Genomic DNA, 17,148 nt, shown 5'->3' with positions numbered 1-17,148 from the left:
CCTATGGGAGTCAATTAAATAGTCTCCTTTTATCTTGGTACCACTGCACCCATGGCTTTTTGGCTGTTGCGTGAAGCACCAGTCTGGTCCTTCAGGATTATTTCCGTGTCAATGGGCGGGTTATATTCCGCAGCGAGCTCTTCCAGTTGAGTGGTTGTCATTCCGTGGATGGCTGCAGGTGAGGAGGAAGAGAGCATTGAAGTTTGCGTTCTTCCACCGTTCACCATCAATGTCCCCAGCATGGTGGCAGCATCGAATGTCACACCCGTCATCACAGCACCGGCGGCATCCAACAATTGGTTGCCTGTCACCATGTACGACAGGGTAGTGGTGTTGGGTGCCATCTGCAAATCTGGAGTTGTGGTCGCACTGTTGCCGGCGATGATTGAGTTGTAAGCCTTGAATGTCGTATTGGCCAGAACCTCTACGCCTGCAGCGTTGTTGATTGCATAATTATTGAACACAGTGCTGTTAATCAAATCAACCGATGAGGTCTTACCGGCTGCTCCATAAATACTGATACCGCCACCACGACCGCTCTCGTTACTGTAGAAGGTAGAGTTAACCACCTGAACTCTTGAAAACTCACGGGCATAGAGTCCCCCACCTCTGCGTCCGGTATTCGGGCCGGCGTTTGTGGAGTTGAAAGCCACGGTGGAGTTATAGAGATAGAGGTAGGTCAGCGTGTTAGCACTATAGCTGTACAATCCACCTCCTACACCCCATACTGAGTTACCAGTTACGTTGCAGTTCATCAGATAGAGTGTGGCAGACTCGTTGAAGATACCCCCTCCGTTGGAAGCTTCCAGTATCCCCTTGTTATTGGTGATGTCACAGTCCCGCATCATCAGCTCGGCACCGTTAAACATATAGATACCGGCAGCATGCTGTCTTGATTCGTTGTCGGTGATCACGCAGTTGTTAATTTCCACCTTCGAGCCCCCCACACTGATTCCCCCACCATAGGAACGGCGGTAAGTGAGTCCGCCAATGCTAAGCGTGCCGGCGTTCGATTGACCTGCATGACCCTGTGTGATGGTGAGGTTATTGAGCATTACCTTTTTTCCTTCTTCCACGGGAGCTGTGATGGTCATGGTGTGAAACACCTCCCTGTTACCGCTTAGAATTGTCTCATTGTTCAACGGATCAGGCTGTGCCCCTTCGGTAGCATCGTCAGCATAACCACCAATCAATGTCACATTGCTGTGTATTTCGAAGGTGATATCACCCTGTTCATTTCCACCGGTAACCATATTTTTTGGGAGGTGTGTGCCAGCGGCAATGTGAATCACGTCACCCGAGACCACCTTGTCAAGCGCCCCGGCAAGAGAGACCGCTGTTTCCCACGAGAGACCGTCGTTGCTATCGCTACCTGCTTCTTTTGCGTAATAATGGGTGATCAGGTCGCTTGGTTCACTGGGTGCCTGTACAATCCGTATCGATTTCTGATCATCCCCGGTCACCCAGACAATGATTTCCCCTTCCCGCTGATCGATGGTCCTGTTGCGGCTAGCGGTGAAAGTGACCGTACCGTCTGTGAGCCCACTCTCCTCGGTGAGGCTGATCCATGTAGCATTTGTTTTGGCGCGCCAGGGGAGGTTTGATTTAACCTCCACGCTGAAGTCACCTCCCTCTTTGGGAATATTGATTTCATCTACTGCGAACGAGTAGACAGGTGTTTCGGGTGTGAAGCTGCCCAGCTCAATCTTCTCCGAGCATGATGGCGCTACTCCAACTATTAACATGAGCAGGAGTAGGTTCTGTAAGGATAATATATAATGTTTCATCTGTACCATTGTTTTAACCGTTATTCGTTTGAGAAAATCAGTAATCCGTTGGCAACCGATCTTTCATCACCACCGTTGTCACTAGGCCAGTTGCGAATCTCAAAGCGATCGTCAGTGAAGTCAGGAGTGTTCCTGATGAAAAAGGTAGTGGAACCACCCCCGTCCAGGTTGATGGCATTGTATGCTCCTAATGCTTTGAGGCATTGTCCCAGCTCATCATACGACATACCGTTGGAGTAGTGGAAGTTTCTTCCATCTACAGCCAAGATGTAAACCTGCGTACCATCTTCCGAGACACCAATGGAGGTACGAGGTTCCACGGTGTTGTTGGTCTGTTTCACCACCGCACCATCTTGTACAAGCCATACCCTACCACCTACAGCCTCTTTTATCTGATCTTTCAGGTCTGGATATTGCTCCTGTCCGGCCACAATTGCCTTACCGTCGTGTGTCACAGCGAAGTAAGTGCAAACAGCATCCTGGAATGTAGTCTTCACAGCGGTGCCATTACGGTAAACAATTCCTTGTGGTACCCCGGTGGTCATGTTGTAAAAATCACCATTGATACCGGCCCACACTTTGTTTTCCTCCGTGTCGGCATGTGAGGCCTGGAGGGTCATGCGCTGCATGGCAAAACTGTTTTTGTTGTTGGGCATTGATGCTCCAATCGATAGAGCCGGGTTGCTCAGGTCTACCTGCATGATGAATATCTTCATTGCCAGACCCTTTTGTGAGAGATATTGCACTTCGGTAGCTTCCACTCCGCTTGTAACCATGTAGGTTGAGTCGGAGATAATGTGACCAAAGAGATTGGTGTTACCAACCAGTTTCTCTCCTACAGTTGTTTGCGTTTGAAGCGAATACTCCAGTGCATACTCATTGTTGCTGCATCCTTGTGTGGTGGTCATACTGATCAATGCGATCAGCATGAATAGATATTTTTTTGTAATCATTGTCATTATTTTACTTGGTGAGTTAATAACCCGGGTTGGGTGTGAGGTTTGGATTCAGTTGCAGTTCTCTACCGGGGATAGGTAAAAGCATTTGGTGATCAAGCAGTCCCAGGTCTTGCTGCGCACGACCTGTTCTCACCAAATCGTAATAGATGAAGTTTTCACCCAGCAGCTCCCTTTTTCTCTCATCGAGGATGGCTGTAAGAAACTCCTCCTCGTTTGAGGGGAAGATATCATCCAGGCCTCTGAAACGACGAAGCTCATTGAGCCTGCCTATTCCTGCCGCCCTTCCTTTAGCTTCGGCGCTGATGAGGTACATCTCCGCAATGCGAAAGAGAATGATTGGGTCGTTGCCGGTCTGTCCGCTTGGATACTTGTTAATGCAGTCCGTTCCGGCGATGTTGACAATCGAGATGTTCTTCCGCGTGTCGTTGTCGGCAAATAACTTCACCACCTCGGGAGTGGGACGATATACACCCTGTCCCTTATTGGGGTGGGCGTAGGTGTAATAGAGGTCACTGATATTGATCGACGACTCTTCGGTGAGGTTCTCGAAGGCGAAAATGATCTCACTGTTCATCTCTTTTCTGAATATCTTTTCAAAGCTATCCAACTTATACTGTCCTGAGGAGATCAGTTGGTCGGCGATTGTTGCTGCTTCACTCTCCTTGCCCTGGCTGAGCATCACCCTTGCCTTGAGGGCCAGTGCTGCGTCGCTCGATACCAGGTAGAAGCTTGTGGAACGGTCAAGAATGGAGAGTGCATCCTCAATATTCTCCTCCACGAAAGCCCACACCTCTTCTTCACTGTTTCTGGGGACCTTCTCCATAGTGTTTTCTGGGAGAACAGGTACACCACCCCAACGTGTTACAAGGTTGTAGTATATCAGTGCACGGAAGAAATATGCTTCGCCCCGTGCCAGCTGAGCGATGTCTGAGTCCGGGAAGCGCTCAGTGATATCGAGCATGTTGTTCACCTGGAAGAGTGCGTTGTAATAACCATTCCAGCTAGAAGAGATATAACCGTTCAGGGGGCTCAATGTTGAGTTTATCAGATCCCTGGCGTTACCGGTGCTGGTAGATATCACGCCACCCAGCATGTCGAACATGATGTAAGAGCGAACACTGGGAGCGTTTTGTACACGGCTGTACATCCCGTTTCTTACTGCGGGGATATCTTTTTCTGTCACAGCATCAGGAGCGATGGCTGCCCGTGAAAACTGATCCAGTTGTCCGGAGCAGGAGTAGGTCAGGCCTATCAACAGGATGATGGGTATGATATATTTATGCATAAGATTTTTTTTTTCGTGTTTCTATTGTAATTCCATTAGAAGCTAAAGTTGGCTCCCAAGAGGATGGTACGGGGTTGTGGTACTACCCAGTTGTCCACACCCACGTACCGTGGGTCTAGATCGGTGCTGATCTCAGGATCCCATCCTGGATATCTGGTCAACAACAATAGGTTGTCCCCCTGCAGGTAGATCCTCACATTCTTCATGCCAATTGGTTCCAGCCATTTTCTGGGAAGGTTGTAACCCAGCGTCAGTGATCGCAGGCGGATGAAGGAGCCATCCTTCAGCCAGCGATCTGAGTTGCGGTTATTGTTCACATCACCTTCCATGGGACGAGCATACAGGTTGGTCGATCCAGGACCGGTCCAGGCATTCTCGGCGTACTCCTTCAGTGTGGCCATACGGTAGCCCGTGCGAGCTACAGTAGTCATCCACTGGGCGTATACATCCTGGCCGTACATATAGGTAACGAAGGCATCCAGTTGCAGGTTCTTGAACCGCAGTGTGTTGTTGAGTCCACCGTAGAAGTCCGGATTGGACGAGCCCATCATCACCCTGTCGTTGTCGTTGATGATGCCGTTGCCATCCACATCTTGCCACTTCACGTCACCGGCACGGATGCCCATGTCGTATTGGGGTTTGGGAACTTCACCGTCGTACTGATAGATTCCATCCATTTTGAAGATATAAAAAGCACCCATCTCTTCGCCCACCTTCAGGGCTCTGTTAGAACCGATGCTTATGGGGTTGGTCTCATCAATCAATGAGGTAATCTTGTTGCGGTTGGTAGCAATGTTGAACTGTGAAAGCCATTCAAGAGGACCAAAGTTGAAGTGCGTGTTCAATGTATACTCCACTCCGGCGTTGCGCATCGATCCAATGTTGGAGATGATTGATGTCACCCCTGACGTAGCATGCATGGGCATGCTGTAGAGCAGGTCGTTGGTGTTTTTGAGGTAAGCATCGAACATCATGTTCACTTTGCCCCTGAAGAGGGTGATGTCAAAGCCCACGTCATACTGATCGGCTCTTTCCCATGTGAGCTCTTTGTTCCCGAAGGTTGAGACGGCAATACCGCTACTGCCCCTGTAGTTGTATCCCCCCAGCATGAGAGCCTGGTAGTCATAGCGACCAATACCTCCCTGGTTACCCGTCTTGCCATAGCTGAGCCTGAATTTGATCTCCGCATCCTTATCCTTCATGAACTCTTCGTTTGAGATGTTCCATCCCAGCGAGATTGAAGGAAACCAGCCCCATCTGTTCTCTTCTGCAAATTTTGAGGACCCGTCGGTGCGGAAGGTCCCCGTCAGGATGTACCTGTCTAGATAGGATAGGGTTGTGCGACCGAAGTACGACTCCATCGCATATACTCCGGCACTAGTCGATCCGAGAATCTCACTGGCCACGCTGCCCACATCGAACGAGGGGGAGGGAAACCCGCGGGCATCAACGCTTGCGTTCCTGTTGGTCACCTTCTGGAAAGAGTGACCCAGTGTTGCGTGAATGGAAAGATCACTGATCTGATCATTGTAGTTGATGATGTTGTCACTCACAAAGTTATTCACAAGCCTGTTCTGGTCCACCATTCGCCCGCTACCCATGCCGTAGGGGTGATTTTCGTTGTAGTAGGTGAAGTCGTAGGTGTGATAGATATCCGTACTGAATGAATACCTGTAAGTAAGCTTCTCCTTGTAATTGAACTGTGCATAGTAGTTCCCCAGGAATCTGAAGTTTTCCAAGTAAGCATCCTGTTCATTGAGGATCTGTACAATGTTGTGACGTGTCAGTTCATCGGTACCGCCGATGTAATATTCACCATTGGGTTTATAGGGCCGGTCAAAAGGTCTCTGTTCGATGGCACGACCAATCACCGTAGACCCCATGTTGGCACCCGGCACCTGGAAGTTTTTGGTGTAGTTTGCGGAGTTGTTGAGACCCACCTCCAGCCATGGTTTGAAAGCGTGACTGAGCTTGGTGTTGAAGTTAATCTTGTTCAGCTTGTTAGAGACAATCACCCCCTCCATGGAGTTATAGTTGGCACCGATGTAATATTTCGTTTTGGCAGAACCACCTGAAAAAGAGGCATCCATGTTGAGTGAAGAACCGGTCTGTGTTATCAGCTCCATCCAATCTGTGTCGGGAAGGTCACCAAATGGATTGGAGATGGGCACTTTGTAGCCTGAGTCGCCTATGCCATATCCATACTGTTTGTTGTAGTTGTGGACCCCGGCATTGTAGTCCTGCACATAAAGCTGAGAGTTCGCAAGTTCAATTTTCCCGATATCAGGGAACCTTGAGATGCCGGTGCTCACATTGATGCTGATATCCGATTTCCCCTCTTTCCCCGATTTGGTGGTGATCACAATGACCCCGTTGGTTGCCCTGGAACCGTAAATGGCCGCCGAAGCAGCATCTTTCAGCACCTCAATCGATTCAATATCGGAAGTGTTGAGCGTTGCCAGGGGACTCATCGACTCACCGAAGTTGAAAATATTGGCGTTGTCGTTGGTAATTGGTATCCCATCAATGACGTAGAGCGGTTCGTTGCCTGCACTGATAGATGACATTCCCCTGATGCTCATTCGCTCACCGCTCCCCAGGTTCCCGGAGCCGGTGAAGGTTGTGACTCCGGCAATCCTGCCGTTGAGCAGCTGCCCCGGGCTGGCAACCTGTCGTTTGTTCGATTCATCCAGCTCCATCTTGCTGATTGCGCTGGTCACAAGTGAGCGACGTTGGGTACCATAGCCAATCACCACGAGCTCATCCATCGTGAGCAAGTTCTCCTTTAACACAATCTCCACCACTTGGTCATCCTGTGCCGTGAAGGTATGGGTGTTAAACCCGATGTATGAGATGTTCACACTCGCTCCGGGAGTCACGTTGAGGAGAGTGAACCTGCCATCCACATCCGTGATGGTGCCGTTTGAGGTGCCCACTTCCAGCACATTGGCGCCAATTACCGGGAGCCCTTCGTTGTCGAATACCCTGCCCGATACTGTGATTTTACTGATTTGCTGTTCAGAAGGTAACTCGTTTCGGGGCTCACTTTTTTTCTTATAGATGAAGACCTGGTTTTCCTTGATGTGATATCCCAGCTCTGTTTGTTTCAGCAATTCATCCAGTGTCTGCGTGATGGATAGACCATTGGTGTGCAGGTCTACTTTTTGAGACGCATTCACCAGCTCATCGTGATAAAAAAAGATATAACCGGTTTTTTGCTGAATCACCTCCATGGCGTTCACCAGACTCTCATTTTTCAGTTCAACGTCATAAGTGACCGAATCAGCCCTTACCTGTAGGGGTAAAATGGCAAGATAAGCAATCAGGATTGTTGTCATTTTGATTTTAGTTGGAAGAAATTGTCTCATTCCTTCAATAACCGTGAAAAAAGTCATACATTTGTAAGTTAGATAGGTGTTTATGAATTCCGCTAAAATTTGTAACATCTCTGACGGGCAATATTTCCGGTATTGCTCGTCTTTTTTGTTTTCCTGTTTTTTTTCTCATAGGCAAGAATGTTTAGTTTGTGTTTGTTTGTAAATAATAATCGTTATCACTCTTCACATAACTGATCGGGAGAGAAATGCAGAGTCCTTCAAGAATATCCTTCAGGTCATCCTGCAGGAAGATACCCCCCGAGCATTTTAGTTTACCCGCATCCGGGTCGCATGTTACTTCCACACCATAGTAACGCGACAGTTTTTTTGCAACAGTAGTCAGTGTTTCATTCTTAAACCGATAATAGCCCTCTTTCCAGGAGACATAGTCCTGCACGTTCACCGTCGTCACCGAGAGCCTGTTCTGCTCCATCACAGCCATCTTACCGGGTGTGAGCCGTTCTGCTTTTGCTTTCTCAGGCTTCACCTCCACCAATCCGGTGACCAGTACCACTGCCTCTTTTTGATCGGCGCGATAAGCCTGCACGTTTAGCTCCGTGCCCAGCACGGTAACTTCCAACCTCTCGGTATGCACAGAGAAAGCCCTTTGTGGGTCTTTTGCAATGTCGCCATATATCTCACCATCCAGAAATATCTCTCTTTTGTCTTCGTTGAAGGCAACCGGATAAACCACCTGTGATCCTGAGTTTACCCATAGTGTGGAGCCATCGCTCAATTTCAGGAAAGAGCGTTTCCCCTTGGGCACGATGAGGCGTAGCATGGCTACTTTCTCCTGTGGTGCACTTTTCTTATCAACCCATTTGTGGTTGATACTGATCCGCTCCTCTTCGTTGTGTTCAATTTCTGCAAAATCGCCCTCCACATTGATGCTGTCCTCCCCGTCTATGAGCATGATCTGGTCGCCGATGTCACCCTGATATGACAATAACATCTCTTTCGCGTGACGCATCTCATTGTAATTGCTTCTTTGCAAGATCTGCCGGAGGGAAATGAAAGCCAGTAGGATCACAGCCGCACTTGCTGCAGTCAGGGTTATCCATCTGCGTGATCTGCGTCTGTGCACAGAGTCGTTCACTCTCACCCACAGCTGCTGCACACGCAAATCAACTTCCTCCTCTTCACCGGGCTCCTCTTCAAACAGCTTCACCAGTAATTTGGCTTCTGCCAACAGATCGGCGTCGAGGTTGCCTGCAATCAGCTCCTTTTCCCATTTCAACAACGCTTTTTTGTCGTTCCGCTTTACCGCGTCAACAAAACATTTGTCGTCAAGCAAATCCTCCAGATTGTATGTTTCTTTATTTGCCAATATTTCAAAAATTATTCTATTGTAACGAAAACTTAACACCATAAAGAACCCAAAAACTGTAAAAGGTACCCCTTTCTTTTCAACAATTTTCACTACGTTTGAACCCCAAATGGAAAGAATGGTGAATCAATCGGAACAGTGGAGTCGTTTTATTCAAGGTTCACAAGAAGCCTTTGAAGAGCTTTACGTACTGTATGCGAAGATGATGTATCGTTATGGCAAGCACTTTACCGGCGACAGGGAGTTGTTGGAAGATACCATTCACGACCTGTTTGTTTACCTTTATGAGAAACGTGCACAGCTACCCAAGAGCGTGGATAGCATCTCGGCCTATCTGCTTGTGTCGTTACGCCGCCGTTTGTTGCGAAATCTCAAGCAGAAAGCACTCACCTTTTCCATGGAGCAGCTGCCGGAAGTAGAACCCCCTGCCGACCGACAAGCAGATTGTGATATGCTGGAACGAGAAAAGCGTGAGGAAAGGGCACGTCTTCTTTCTGAACTCAATTCACAGTTAACCGAACGACAACGACAGCTCCTCTATCTGCGATTTCGGGAGCAACTTAGCTATCGCGAGATCGCCATAGTCATGGATATCACCGAGCAGTCTGCAAAGAATATGATGCAGAAAACGTTGTCTAAACTTAGGAGTTCGTTGGTTTCAATAGATGTCGCTACACTGTCAGTAATCAGTGGTCCGTTGTCAGGGCGGTGACATCCAGCACCCCGTCGCCGTCCGCCTTGGTCAGTTTCGCCCCTTTGGCCACCGCCTCCAGCAGCTCCGCATCCATCACCTTCACCTCCCGCGAAGCAGCATTTCTCAAGGTGACCCTGCCCACCTTCATCTTGCCCGGCCTCTTGCGCACCGCATCGGTCGCCCCGTTCAGGGTGGTATCGTTCGAGCGGATCGCTTCCGGAATGTTTCCCGGATCAATGGTTTGGCCCCCTTCCCTGATGGGTAACTTGCGTTGATTTTGCGCCTGGGCATGCATGCACACCAGCAGGAACAATAGAAAGATCGTCTTTTTCATCTGTGAAATTTTAAAATATTAAACAATGGTACTCAGACAGTGAACGCATTGGGGAGGGAAAAAGCTGAGGAAGCAGTTGTCAGTTGTCAGGGATCAGTTGTCAGTGTGATATGATTGTTTTTCTGGAGTTGAAAAGAAGAGGTTACAGCGTGTATGTTGGCATATCAGGCAATGGTGAGATCGATTTTGTCGCCGAAAAACAGATAACGATTTACCTCAAAAACAGGTAACGATTTACCTCAAAAACACGTAATGTTTATAGTTTTCATGAATAAATAATCTAACTTTGGAAGGTTTTCTGGCTACTGTACACACCAAGCCGTTTCTTTTGCTTAAAGGAGAGACCCCAAGATTGATTGATGAATGGCAAGTGGCACCTGTTCTATGGGATGCGGTTCGTCATGCCGTTGATGAAAGACAATTAAAAGGACAATTTATACTTACAGGTTCAACTGTTATTGATAGCGATCAAATCATGCATACCGGCACCGGAAGAATATCTAAAATGTCGATGTACCCCATGAGCCTTTATGAGTCCAAAGAATCCAGCGGAGAGGTTTCATTGCGAGAACTTTTTGACAATGATGCATTTGATATAGATGGAATCGTTTCAAGCTTGTCAATTGAAGATCTTATATTTGCTGCATGCAGGGGCGGTTGGCCTGCATCGTTACATATCGCAAGTAAATCCGAACGGGAAAGAAACGTTGTTTTGTAGATCCTTCCATCGCTGTCGCAGCATTGGGAACATCCCCGCAGAACCTGGAACATGATCTCAAGACATTTGGATTTATTTTTGAATCCATGTGTATACGCGACTTGAAAATCTACTCCCAGTCCCTGGGAGGCAGGTTGTCATACTATCACGACAGATACGGGCTGGAAGCAGATGCCGTGCTACATCTGGATGACGGAAGATATGCACTCATTGAATGCAAGCTCGGCAGCCGTGATATAGAAGAGGGTGCTAAACATTTGATTGCGCTGAAAAATCTGGTGGAAGAAAGGATTCGGAAAGAGAAACAGACCTCCCTAAGGCTCCCCGACCTTTTGATCATACTGACAGGGGGCGAAATCTCCTATACACGAGCCGATGGTGTCAAAGTAATTCCGTTGGGATGTTTGAAAGATTGAATTCAGGGATTGGTTGGGAGTGGAAAATGACTATATTTGTGGTTATAACCCTAAATAATCAAAAATAAACATTATTTTTGTGGATGTAACCCTAAAAGATATGATTGTAAGACCTACCTACATCGCGCAGCTTAAACCCTTTATCGATAAGCCTCAGATAAAGATCCTTACCGGAATCAGACGTTCCGGTAAATCCACAGTGTTGCTTTTGTTGAAAGATGAATTACTGTCCAGGGGCGTAAAGAAAGAACAAATCATATCCATCAATTTTGAGAGCTTTTCCGTTTCCCATCTTCTGACAGCCACAAAATTGTACCAGCACATCAAAAATGAAGTACAATCATCCGGCAAGTACTATTTGCTTTTAGATGAAATACAAGAAGTAGAAGATTGGGAAAAAGCGATCAATTCGTTCTTGGTCGACTTTGATTTGGATATATACCTTACCGGTTCCAACTCCCATTTGTTATCCTCAGAGCTGGCTACATTTCTCGCGGGTCGCTACGTTGAGATACCCGTATATACCCTCTCTTACCGGGAATTTTTGGCGTTCAGGGAGAGTTATTTTTCTGACAGGCAGAACAAGGGAAACCTCTTTCTGGAATACCTGCGCAAAGGCGGTTTCCCCGTCATCCATACCGCCGACTATCCCGATGAATCGGCCTACAAGGTTGTGTATGACATCTATTCATCCGTGATTCTTCGGGATACCGTGCAGCGATACAAGATCCGTGATGTCGAACTACTGGAACGAGTGATCAAGTATGCCTTCGACAATATCGGAAATACCTTCTCCGGAAAGAATGTAGCGGATTATTTCAAAAGTCAGCAGAGGAAGGTCGATCTCAATACAATCTACAATTACCTGAATGCCTTGGAAGGAGCATTTATCCTTTACCGTGTACCCCGATACGACATCAAAGGAAAAGAGATACTGAAAACGCAAGAGAAGTTTTATGTAAGCGATATATCCATCATTTACGCCACCATGGGCAACCGCGACCGGATGATTGGCGGAATATTGGAGAATATTGTATTTCTGGAGTTGAAAAGAAGAGGTTACAGCGTGTATGTTGGCAAATCAGACAATGGTGAGATCGATTTTGTCGCTGAAAAACAAGGTCAGAAGGTATATATCCAGGTTGCATACAAATTGGAAAACCAGGCAACAGTAGCCAGGGAATTTAGGAATCTTTTGTCCGTCGGTGACCAATATCCGAAATATGTAGTCACGATGGACGAATTCTGGAAAGATGCGATAGAGGGAGTTGTTCATTTGTACATCACTGATTTTTTATTGAAAGAAGCATTGTAAATCTAATAGCGGTCTTGATAGTTTTCAGGAAACACTAATCATTTTATTTGCACAATCGCCCGATTATTTATACATATTTGCATTCGTAATGCAAATATGTATAAAATGAACCCCCTTCAAATCAGATCCGTTCTAGAACTACCTTCACGCGAATCCTGGGGGCTATGTGCAGGAAGAATAAGACAGGTGCTCAACCTCTAAATGTATTGGAGATAAAGGGTGGAGCAACCCTCAACAATGCTGATTTAACTCAATTCCACTTTCTCGAAGAATTCACGACCAACCGAGTAGTGTATATACTTGTCATGTTGTAGTCTACCGATGATGATTGCCGGATGAGTGCAGAACTTTTTCGCAAATTCCATTACATCAGATGAAGAAATATGACCTTTTGTTATAATCTCCTGTTCTTGTTCTTTGGTCAGTGTCCATTTTATGGCAAATTCATTCGCTTCTCTTTCTTTTGCATCACTTTTATCCGGGTACTCCATGTTCTCCAGGAAAATTTCCTTTTTCCCGTGCAGCAGAATATGTCCGGCTTCATGAAAAAAGGTGAACCAAAAAAGATCGTTACGGTTGTATCTACCGCTAAGTTGAATAAAAGGTGTGTTGTTTAACCATCGGGTAGCACCGTGTATGGGGGCATGTGGCAGACAAGGAGTGTGTACAACTTTCACCCCGGCATCCAGGCATAGCAACTGTAATCGATTGAAGAAATCAGCCGGATGATCGGCCATCAACCCCTTCACATGAGAAAGAATCTCTTTGAATTTTTTCTCCGAATATGCATTTGTCGAAGTCAGCTCCTCTGCCTGCAATTCCCCCTTTCTCAACCATGCAGAGATTGCAAAAGGATCACCCGTATGTGCCAGCGAGATGCTGAAGCCCACCTTTAACTCTTTATGAAAATAATAATCGTGCCATGCTTTTGGACTGCTCATCCCGAAAAATGACAACAAGCCTGCTGTTTTCTCTTTGATATCAGCTGTTCCCTGCAACCATCCTTTTTTGATCATATCAGCAAGAGGGAAATTTCGGGCCCATTCAATCGATTCTGCAATCAATGTCTGCTGACGTTCCCTGGCCAGGTACTCGTCATAGCTACGTTGTCTGTTCATCCAGAAATGGGCCGGTATCTTTGTTACACTCTCGAACAGTACCGCCATATCAGGAGTAATGGAACTCTCACCTTTCAATACAGCGATGATCGTCTTTTCCGGCTTACTGGTACGAACGGCAAATTCTTTCGGCCCCATATTCATCTCTTCCAGTTTTTCAGAGAGTGTTTCACCCGGATGAAATACAATTTGGGGCATATATTTGTTTTCTCTAGTAATCATACTGTTTGCATTCTATTCGTTGTGATAATCAATGATCTCAATTATTTCCACGCCTTTAATTTCGATCCATATATATCCACCCACCTTATTGGTCGGAATTGGATTTTCGTGAGAAGTGAAGACCAAGCGATAGGGTTGGTCGAGATCGCATGCCCATTGTCCTTTCCTGTTTCCCTTTAGTTCATGATAATGTCCCGGTAGATTTCTTACATCCTCTAATGTTACAGCATCGAGTAAATCATTAAGCCGTTTATTGAATAGTTTTGCACGTAGCGGGCCTAATTCCTTCTGACATTTATTGTAATCGTTTGCCAGTTTCTCAATTTTTTTTGTTCTGAATGTCAATTTCATTGTAAAGATAGGTAAAAAATAGATAACAGCAAGTGTAAGCTATAAAATATAGAAATATTTAACTATTCCATTACATTTTATGAATATGAATCAATTAGTCGCATTTGTTACACCATTTATTTGATGAGAATCGCCACAAAGTTATTAATTTTGCAGACAATCGTACAAATTCTATTCATTATGTATTACAGCAGAGCCTGAACCACTCTCTGAGTGATAGCCAGAGACGATACCGTACTCGACATTGGAACCGTATTTCAAACGCCCTCCGGAAACCGGTGAAAAGAGGATAATTGTCATCACTGATTTTTTTATTGAAAGAAGCATTGTAGATTTAATAGCGGGTTTTGATAGTTTGCAGATTTATTTTATAATCGTAAATATACAAGAAAATTGATACACCAGTTTAAAACCAGTGGTTTACGAAGCATTTGTGCAGTATTCAACCGTTAGATCATCAGTCAATTGTGAAAATGAATGGTTGTTGCTATCATGCTGCACAAAAACGCAATTGTGAGCACTATAAATTCCTTTCAATAAAAATCGATTGATGGTTAATAAATAGCAAATATTATTAACCATCAATCATTATCTTTGGCGTAATTAAACGAAAATATATATTAATAAATTGGTATTATGGGAATTAGTTATTTTAAAAACAATGATTTAATTCAAGCATTCGATCTGTGGATCAGTATCGCACCACTCAGTACACAAACTTTTGATAGAACACGTTTAGCGAGGGTCGCCTATCTCTCTGTGTTACATAATGAGTTTATGAGTATCGAGATGCTCTCTGAATTGACAAATCGGAGTGTGGATGATGAGGAAGTAAAAGAAACTATTGTAGCATATGAAGCGATGGTATACATGTGTGATTTTTTGTTTGACAATGGAATCTTGGATGATACAATGGAGTAGATAACCATCTGAAGGATGATCTAAATGACGTTGCAGATGTACTGATCACTTTAAAGAGGTAATAGGATACAGATCAGCGAACCCATTGTGTTAAGGTAACGTTTTTGTTTTTGGTTGTGAACCAAAGAATATATGCGAACATGTGTAACCCTGACCCGGCGGAATGATGGGAATCATTTATGTGTCTGGAGTCAGTATTAGAAATATGTTAACATAATGGATGAATTCTGGAAAGAAGCGATAGAAGGATTTGTGTATCTTTACATCATTGTTATTTTTGAAAGAAGAGTTGTAGATTAGATAACTGTAATAAGATTATTCGCCTTAACTTAATTATAACCCATCATAAAGTATAGTAAAAACACAATATTTGCTCATTATATGATAGGATAAAGATATAGATAATATAAAAGTCAGGGTACTTTTCTCACTTCAATTGGATGAAGCTGTACGACTGTTGGCAAAGAATGATAAAATGTGAAGAGCTTTAAAATAAATCAGACTGAATCCTCGACAACGTGCATCCAAACTGGAGAATTCATGTGAAGTGATAAAATTAAAATACAACTATATATATCATGAAAGACACAATTGAACAGTTAATTAAGCTTGTTGATAAAAATAAACTTTCTGTCGTTGTTGGAGCAGGCTTTAGCAAGAATGCGAGCCCTAAATACCTTTCTTGGAAAGAACTTCTTAAGGATATGATTCTTGAAATGTATGGTTCCAGGGTCCGTAACACAGCCGAGTATGCTAAAATAAGAGGTAGTGATAATGAACAACTGTTATGGAATTGTTTTGTTGATCAGATTATTGCCGAAAAGGGATATTTAAACATCGCATCTGAATATATCAAAAGGTATGGCTACAGAGAAATCATAGATAATTATATAGAAGCAAGAACGCCATTGGTTATCAAGGATCAAGATAAATATTTTGCAAAACTAAACGACGAGAAACATGAAGTCGATTTAACAACACACGAATATCTTTTAGATGTTCAATGGAATAATGTGTATACTTTTAATTATGACAACCTGTTGGATATTGCAGGTGGAGCCGACAGAAATGAGGAACTTGAAGCCGAGAAGAATAATTTAAATTCACGTATTACTCAAATTGATTCACGGCTCAGAGATATTAATAAAGAGCTCGAAAATATTAAAATAGCAGAAGAACCAAATCAATTAGAATTCAAAGATGTCTTCAATGAGAAAGAGAGCCTTGTAAGTTCAAGTGCTGACCCTGAAAAACTTGAATCGATCAATAAACAGCAAAAATCCCTAGTGGAAGAGCGAGGAAAATTGTTAGAGGAGAAGGGAATTTGTAAACGCACTATAGAATCCTTTGAGAAAGAGCAAAACGGCCTCTATCATCTTGTCCGTAATTCCTTTGATTTATCACTTCAGAAACAACGTAATTTGATTAAACTCCATGGTACAATAAGAACCCCTGAAAATGACACATATGGATTCGACAATGATTCTCATTGTCATTATATCATTGCATCTCATGACTATGAACAGTATAAGGAAAAACATGAAGCATTCGTGAATCTCATGCGAATAGCGTTACTTCAGGATTCATTTTGTCTCATTGGCTTTTCCGGTGATGACCCCAATTTTTTAAGTTGGTTGTCATGGGTAAAAGATATTTTGGATCGCAGAGGTGCAGAAAACAATGAAGAGAAAATATTCTTTATAGATGTTAGTGGTGTGCCGTTGAGTGAAGGAAAAAAACTTTTTTTCAAAAATCACTATATTAAACATGTGCCTCTTTTTAATAATCCCAATGAAGCTACGACAAACAATATAAAAAAAGAACTAAAACAGCTTTTCAAAAAATTAAATCGTGAAGGTAGAGCTATAAAAGCAGTTCTGCAATACACGAAATTTTGGCGAGATTACAAACTAAATCCCCCAAAGAATGATAACGGCTATTTGTATGGCATTAAACGACAGTTGATTAGTGAAGTATGGGATAACCGTAAGTTTAACCGTTTACCTAAAATTAAGCTTGATTTTACAGGTTTTAAGCAAAGAGTTATCAGAGAAATAGTGCGCCAAGCAGACAAAGGAAAATTTGATGAAGATACCTCGAAGTTATTTATACTGGCTCTTTATGGTGATTTTTTACCATTAGATGCGCATATCGATAATGGTAAATTAGAATTATTACGTGATATGTTTAACTCAAATACTGAGATCGGAAAGGAGTTTGAACTTCTATATATCAGAAACTTGAATTTGACTGCACAGGATTTATCTGAATACACTAGTAACGTGAGTTCGGGATAAGAAAAGCATAAAAAAAGTTGTGATATA

The 17,148-nt window shown here is 44.2% G+C and carries 12 protein-coding genes and 1 pseudogene; 5 read left to right on the top strand and 8 right to left on the bottom strand.

The window, feature by feature from the left end; translation table 11 throughout:
- Window positions 1–29: 29 nt before the first annotated feature.
- The 5 genes from JS578_02875 to JS578_02855 all read right to left on the bottom strand — a co-directional run bounded on the left by JS578_02875 (window position 30) and on the right by JS578_02855 (window position 8,735).
- A complete protein-coding gene (locus JS578_02875) occupies window positions 30–1,787 on the bottom strand; it encodes a hypothetical protein (GenBank protein ID QRX64218.1) in 1,758 nt (585 codons plus the stop codon).
- 20 nt (window positions 1,788–1,807) lie between these two features.
- On the bottom strand, window positions 1,808–2,740 hold the full coding sequence (locus JS578_02870) for a phosphodiester glycosidase family protein (protein QRX64217.1): 933 nt from the start codon (window positions 2,738–2,740) through the stop codon (window positions 1,808–1,810).
- A 22-nt stretch (window positions 2,741–2,762) separates the two neighbouring features.
- Window positions 2,763–4,031, bottom strand: a complete 1,269-nt coding sequence (locus tag JS578_02865) for a RagB/SusD family nutrient uptake outer membrane protein (protein QRX64216.1) — start codon at window positions 4,029–4,031, stop codon at window positions 2,763–2,765.
- Between the two features lie 35 nt (window positions 4,032–4,066).
- Window positions 4,067–7,264, bottom strand: coding sequence for a TonB-dependent receptor (locus JS578_02860; GenBank protein QRX64896.1), 3,198 nt, complete (start codon window positions 7,262–7,264; stop codon window positions 4,067–4,069).
- A 286-nt stretch (window positions 7,265–7,550) separates the two neighbouring features.
- Window positions 7,551–8,735 carry a DUF4974 domain-containing protein gene (locus JS578_02855; GenBank protein ID QRX64215.1) on the bottom strand — a complete coding sequence of 395 codons (1,185 nt, stop codon included), beginning with the start codon at window positions 8,733–8,735 and terminating at the stop codon, window positions 7,551–7,553.
- Between the two features lie 202 nt (window positions 8,736–8,937).
- Here JS578_02855 and JS578_02850 point away from each other — a divergent pair, with 202 nt between their 5' ends.
- Window positions 8,938–9,447 (top strand): sigma-70 family RNA polymerase sigma factor, encoded by a 510-nt coding sequence (locus JS578_02850; protein QRX64214.1) that lies wholly within the window; start codon window positions 8,938–8,940, stop codon window positions 9,445–9,447.
- Here the strand turns inward: JS578_02850 and JS578_02845 are convergent.
- Window positions 9,422–9,763 (bottom strand): hypothetical protein, encoded by a 342-nt coding sequence (locus JS578_02845; GenBank protein QRX64213.1) that lies wholly within the window; start codon window positions 9,761–9,763, stop codon window positions 9,422–9,424. The genes JS578_02850 and JS578_02845 overlap by 26 nt on opposite strands.
- Window positions 9,764–10,034: 271 nt before the next feature.
- Here JS578_02845 and JS578_02840 point away from each other — a divergent pair.
- Both JS578_02840 and JS578_02835 read left to right on the top strand, forming a co-directional pair.
- A pseudogene (locus tag JS578_02840) lies at window positions 10,035–10,897 on the top strand (DUF4143 domain-containing protein).
- Between the two features lie 100 nt (window positions 10,898–10,997).
- On the top strand, window positions 10,998–12,212 hold the full coding sequence (locus JS578_02835; GenBank protein QRX64212.1) for an ATP-binding protein: 1,215 nt from the start codon (window positions 10,998–11,000) through the stop codon (window positions 12,210–12,212).
- Window positions 12,213–12,457: 245 nt separating this feature from the next.
- Here the strand turns inward: JS578_02835 and JS578_02830 are convergent, their stop codons facing one another.
- Together JS578_02830 and JS578_02825 are read right to left on the bottom strand one after the other, a co-directional pair.
- Entirely contained in the window at window positions 12,458–13,552 is a 1,095-nt protein-coding gene (locus tag JS578_02830; GenBank protein ID QRX64211.1) for an ImmA/IrrE family metallo-endopeptidase, read from the bottom strand.
- A gap of 12 nt (window positions 13,553–13,564) precedes the next feature.
- On the bottom strand, window positions 13,565–13,903 hold the full coding sequence (locus JS578_02825) for a type II toxin-antitoxin system RelE/ParE family toxin (GenBank protein QRX64210.1): 339 nt from the start codon (window positions 13,901–13,903) through the stop codon (window positions 13,565–13,567).
- 636 nt (window positions 13,904–14,539) lie between these two features.
- On the opposite strand from JS578_02825, the gene JS578_02820 reads away from it, so the two are divergent.
- A complete protein-coding gene (locus JS578_02820) occupies window positions 14,540–14,824 on the top strand; it encodes a hypothetical protein (protein QRX64209.1) in 285 nt (94 codons plus the stop codon).
- A gap of 578 nt (window positions 14,825–15,402) precedes the next feature.
- The gene (locus JS578_02815; protein QRX64208.1) at window positions 15,403–17,121 is read left to right on the top strand and encodes an SIR2 family protein; all 1,719 of its coding nucleotides are present in this window, start codon (window positions 15,403–15,405) and stop codon (window positions 17,119–17,121) included.
- Window positions 17,122–17,148 lie beyond the last annotated feature (27 nt).

Source organism: Dysgonomonadaceae bacterium zrk40 (genome assembly GCA_016916535.1).
Lineage (GTDB): Bacteria > Bacteroidota > Bacteroidia > Bacteroidales > Dysgonomonadaceae > Proteiniphilum.
This window is presented reverse-complemented; position numbering and strand designations above follow the sequence as displayed.

Coding starts and splice junctions, on each gene's coding strand:
- JS578_02875 (QRX64218.1), bottom strand. CDS start 1,787: ATGAAACATTATATATTATCCTTACAGAACCTACTCCTGCTCATGTTA.
- JS578_02870 (QRX64217.1), bottom strand. CDS start 2,740: ATGATTACAAAAAAATATCTATTCATGCTGATCGCATTGATCAGTATG.
- JS578_02865 (QRX64216.1), bottom strand. CDS start 4,031: ATGCATAAATATATCATACCCATCATCCTGTTGATAGGCCTGACCTAC.
- JS578_02860 (QRX64896.1), bottom strand. CDS start 7,264: ATGGAGGTGATTCAGCAAAAAACCGGTTATATCTTTTTTTATCACGAT.
- JS578_02850 (QRX64214.1), top strand. CDS start 8,938: ATGATGTATCGTTATGGCAAGCACTTTACCGGCGACAGGGAGTTGTTG.
- JS578_02845 (QRX64213.1), bottom strand. CDS start 9,763: ATGAAAAAGACGATCTTTCTATTGTTCCTGCTGGTGTGCATGCATGCC.
- JS578_02835 (QRX64212.1), top strand. CDS start 10,998: ATGATTGTAAGACCTACCTACATCGCGCAGCTTAAACCCTTTATCGAT.
- JS578_02830 (QRX64211.1), bottom strand. CDS start 13,552: ATGATTACTAGAGAAAACAAATATATGCCCCAAATTGTATTTCATCCG.
- JS578_02825 (QRX64210.1), bottom strand. CDS start 13,903: ATGAAATTGACATTCAGAACAAAAAAAATTGAGAAACTGGCAAACGAT.
- JS578_02820 (QRX64209.1), top strand. CDS start 14,540: ATGGGAATTAGTTATTTTAAAAACAATGATTTAATTCAAGCATTCGAT.
- JS578_02815 (QRX64208.1), top strand. CDS start 15,403: ATGAAAGACACAATTGAACAGTTAATTAAGCTTGTTGATAAAAATAAA.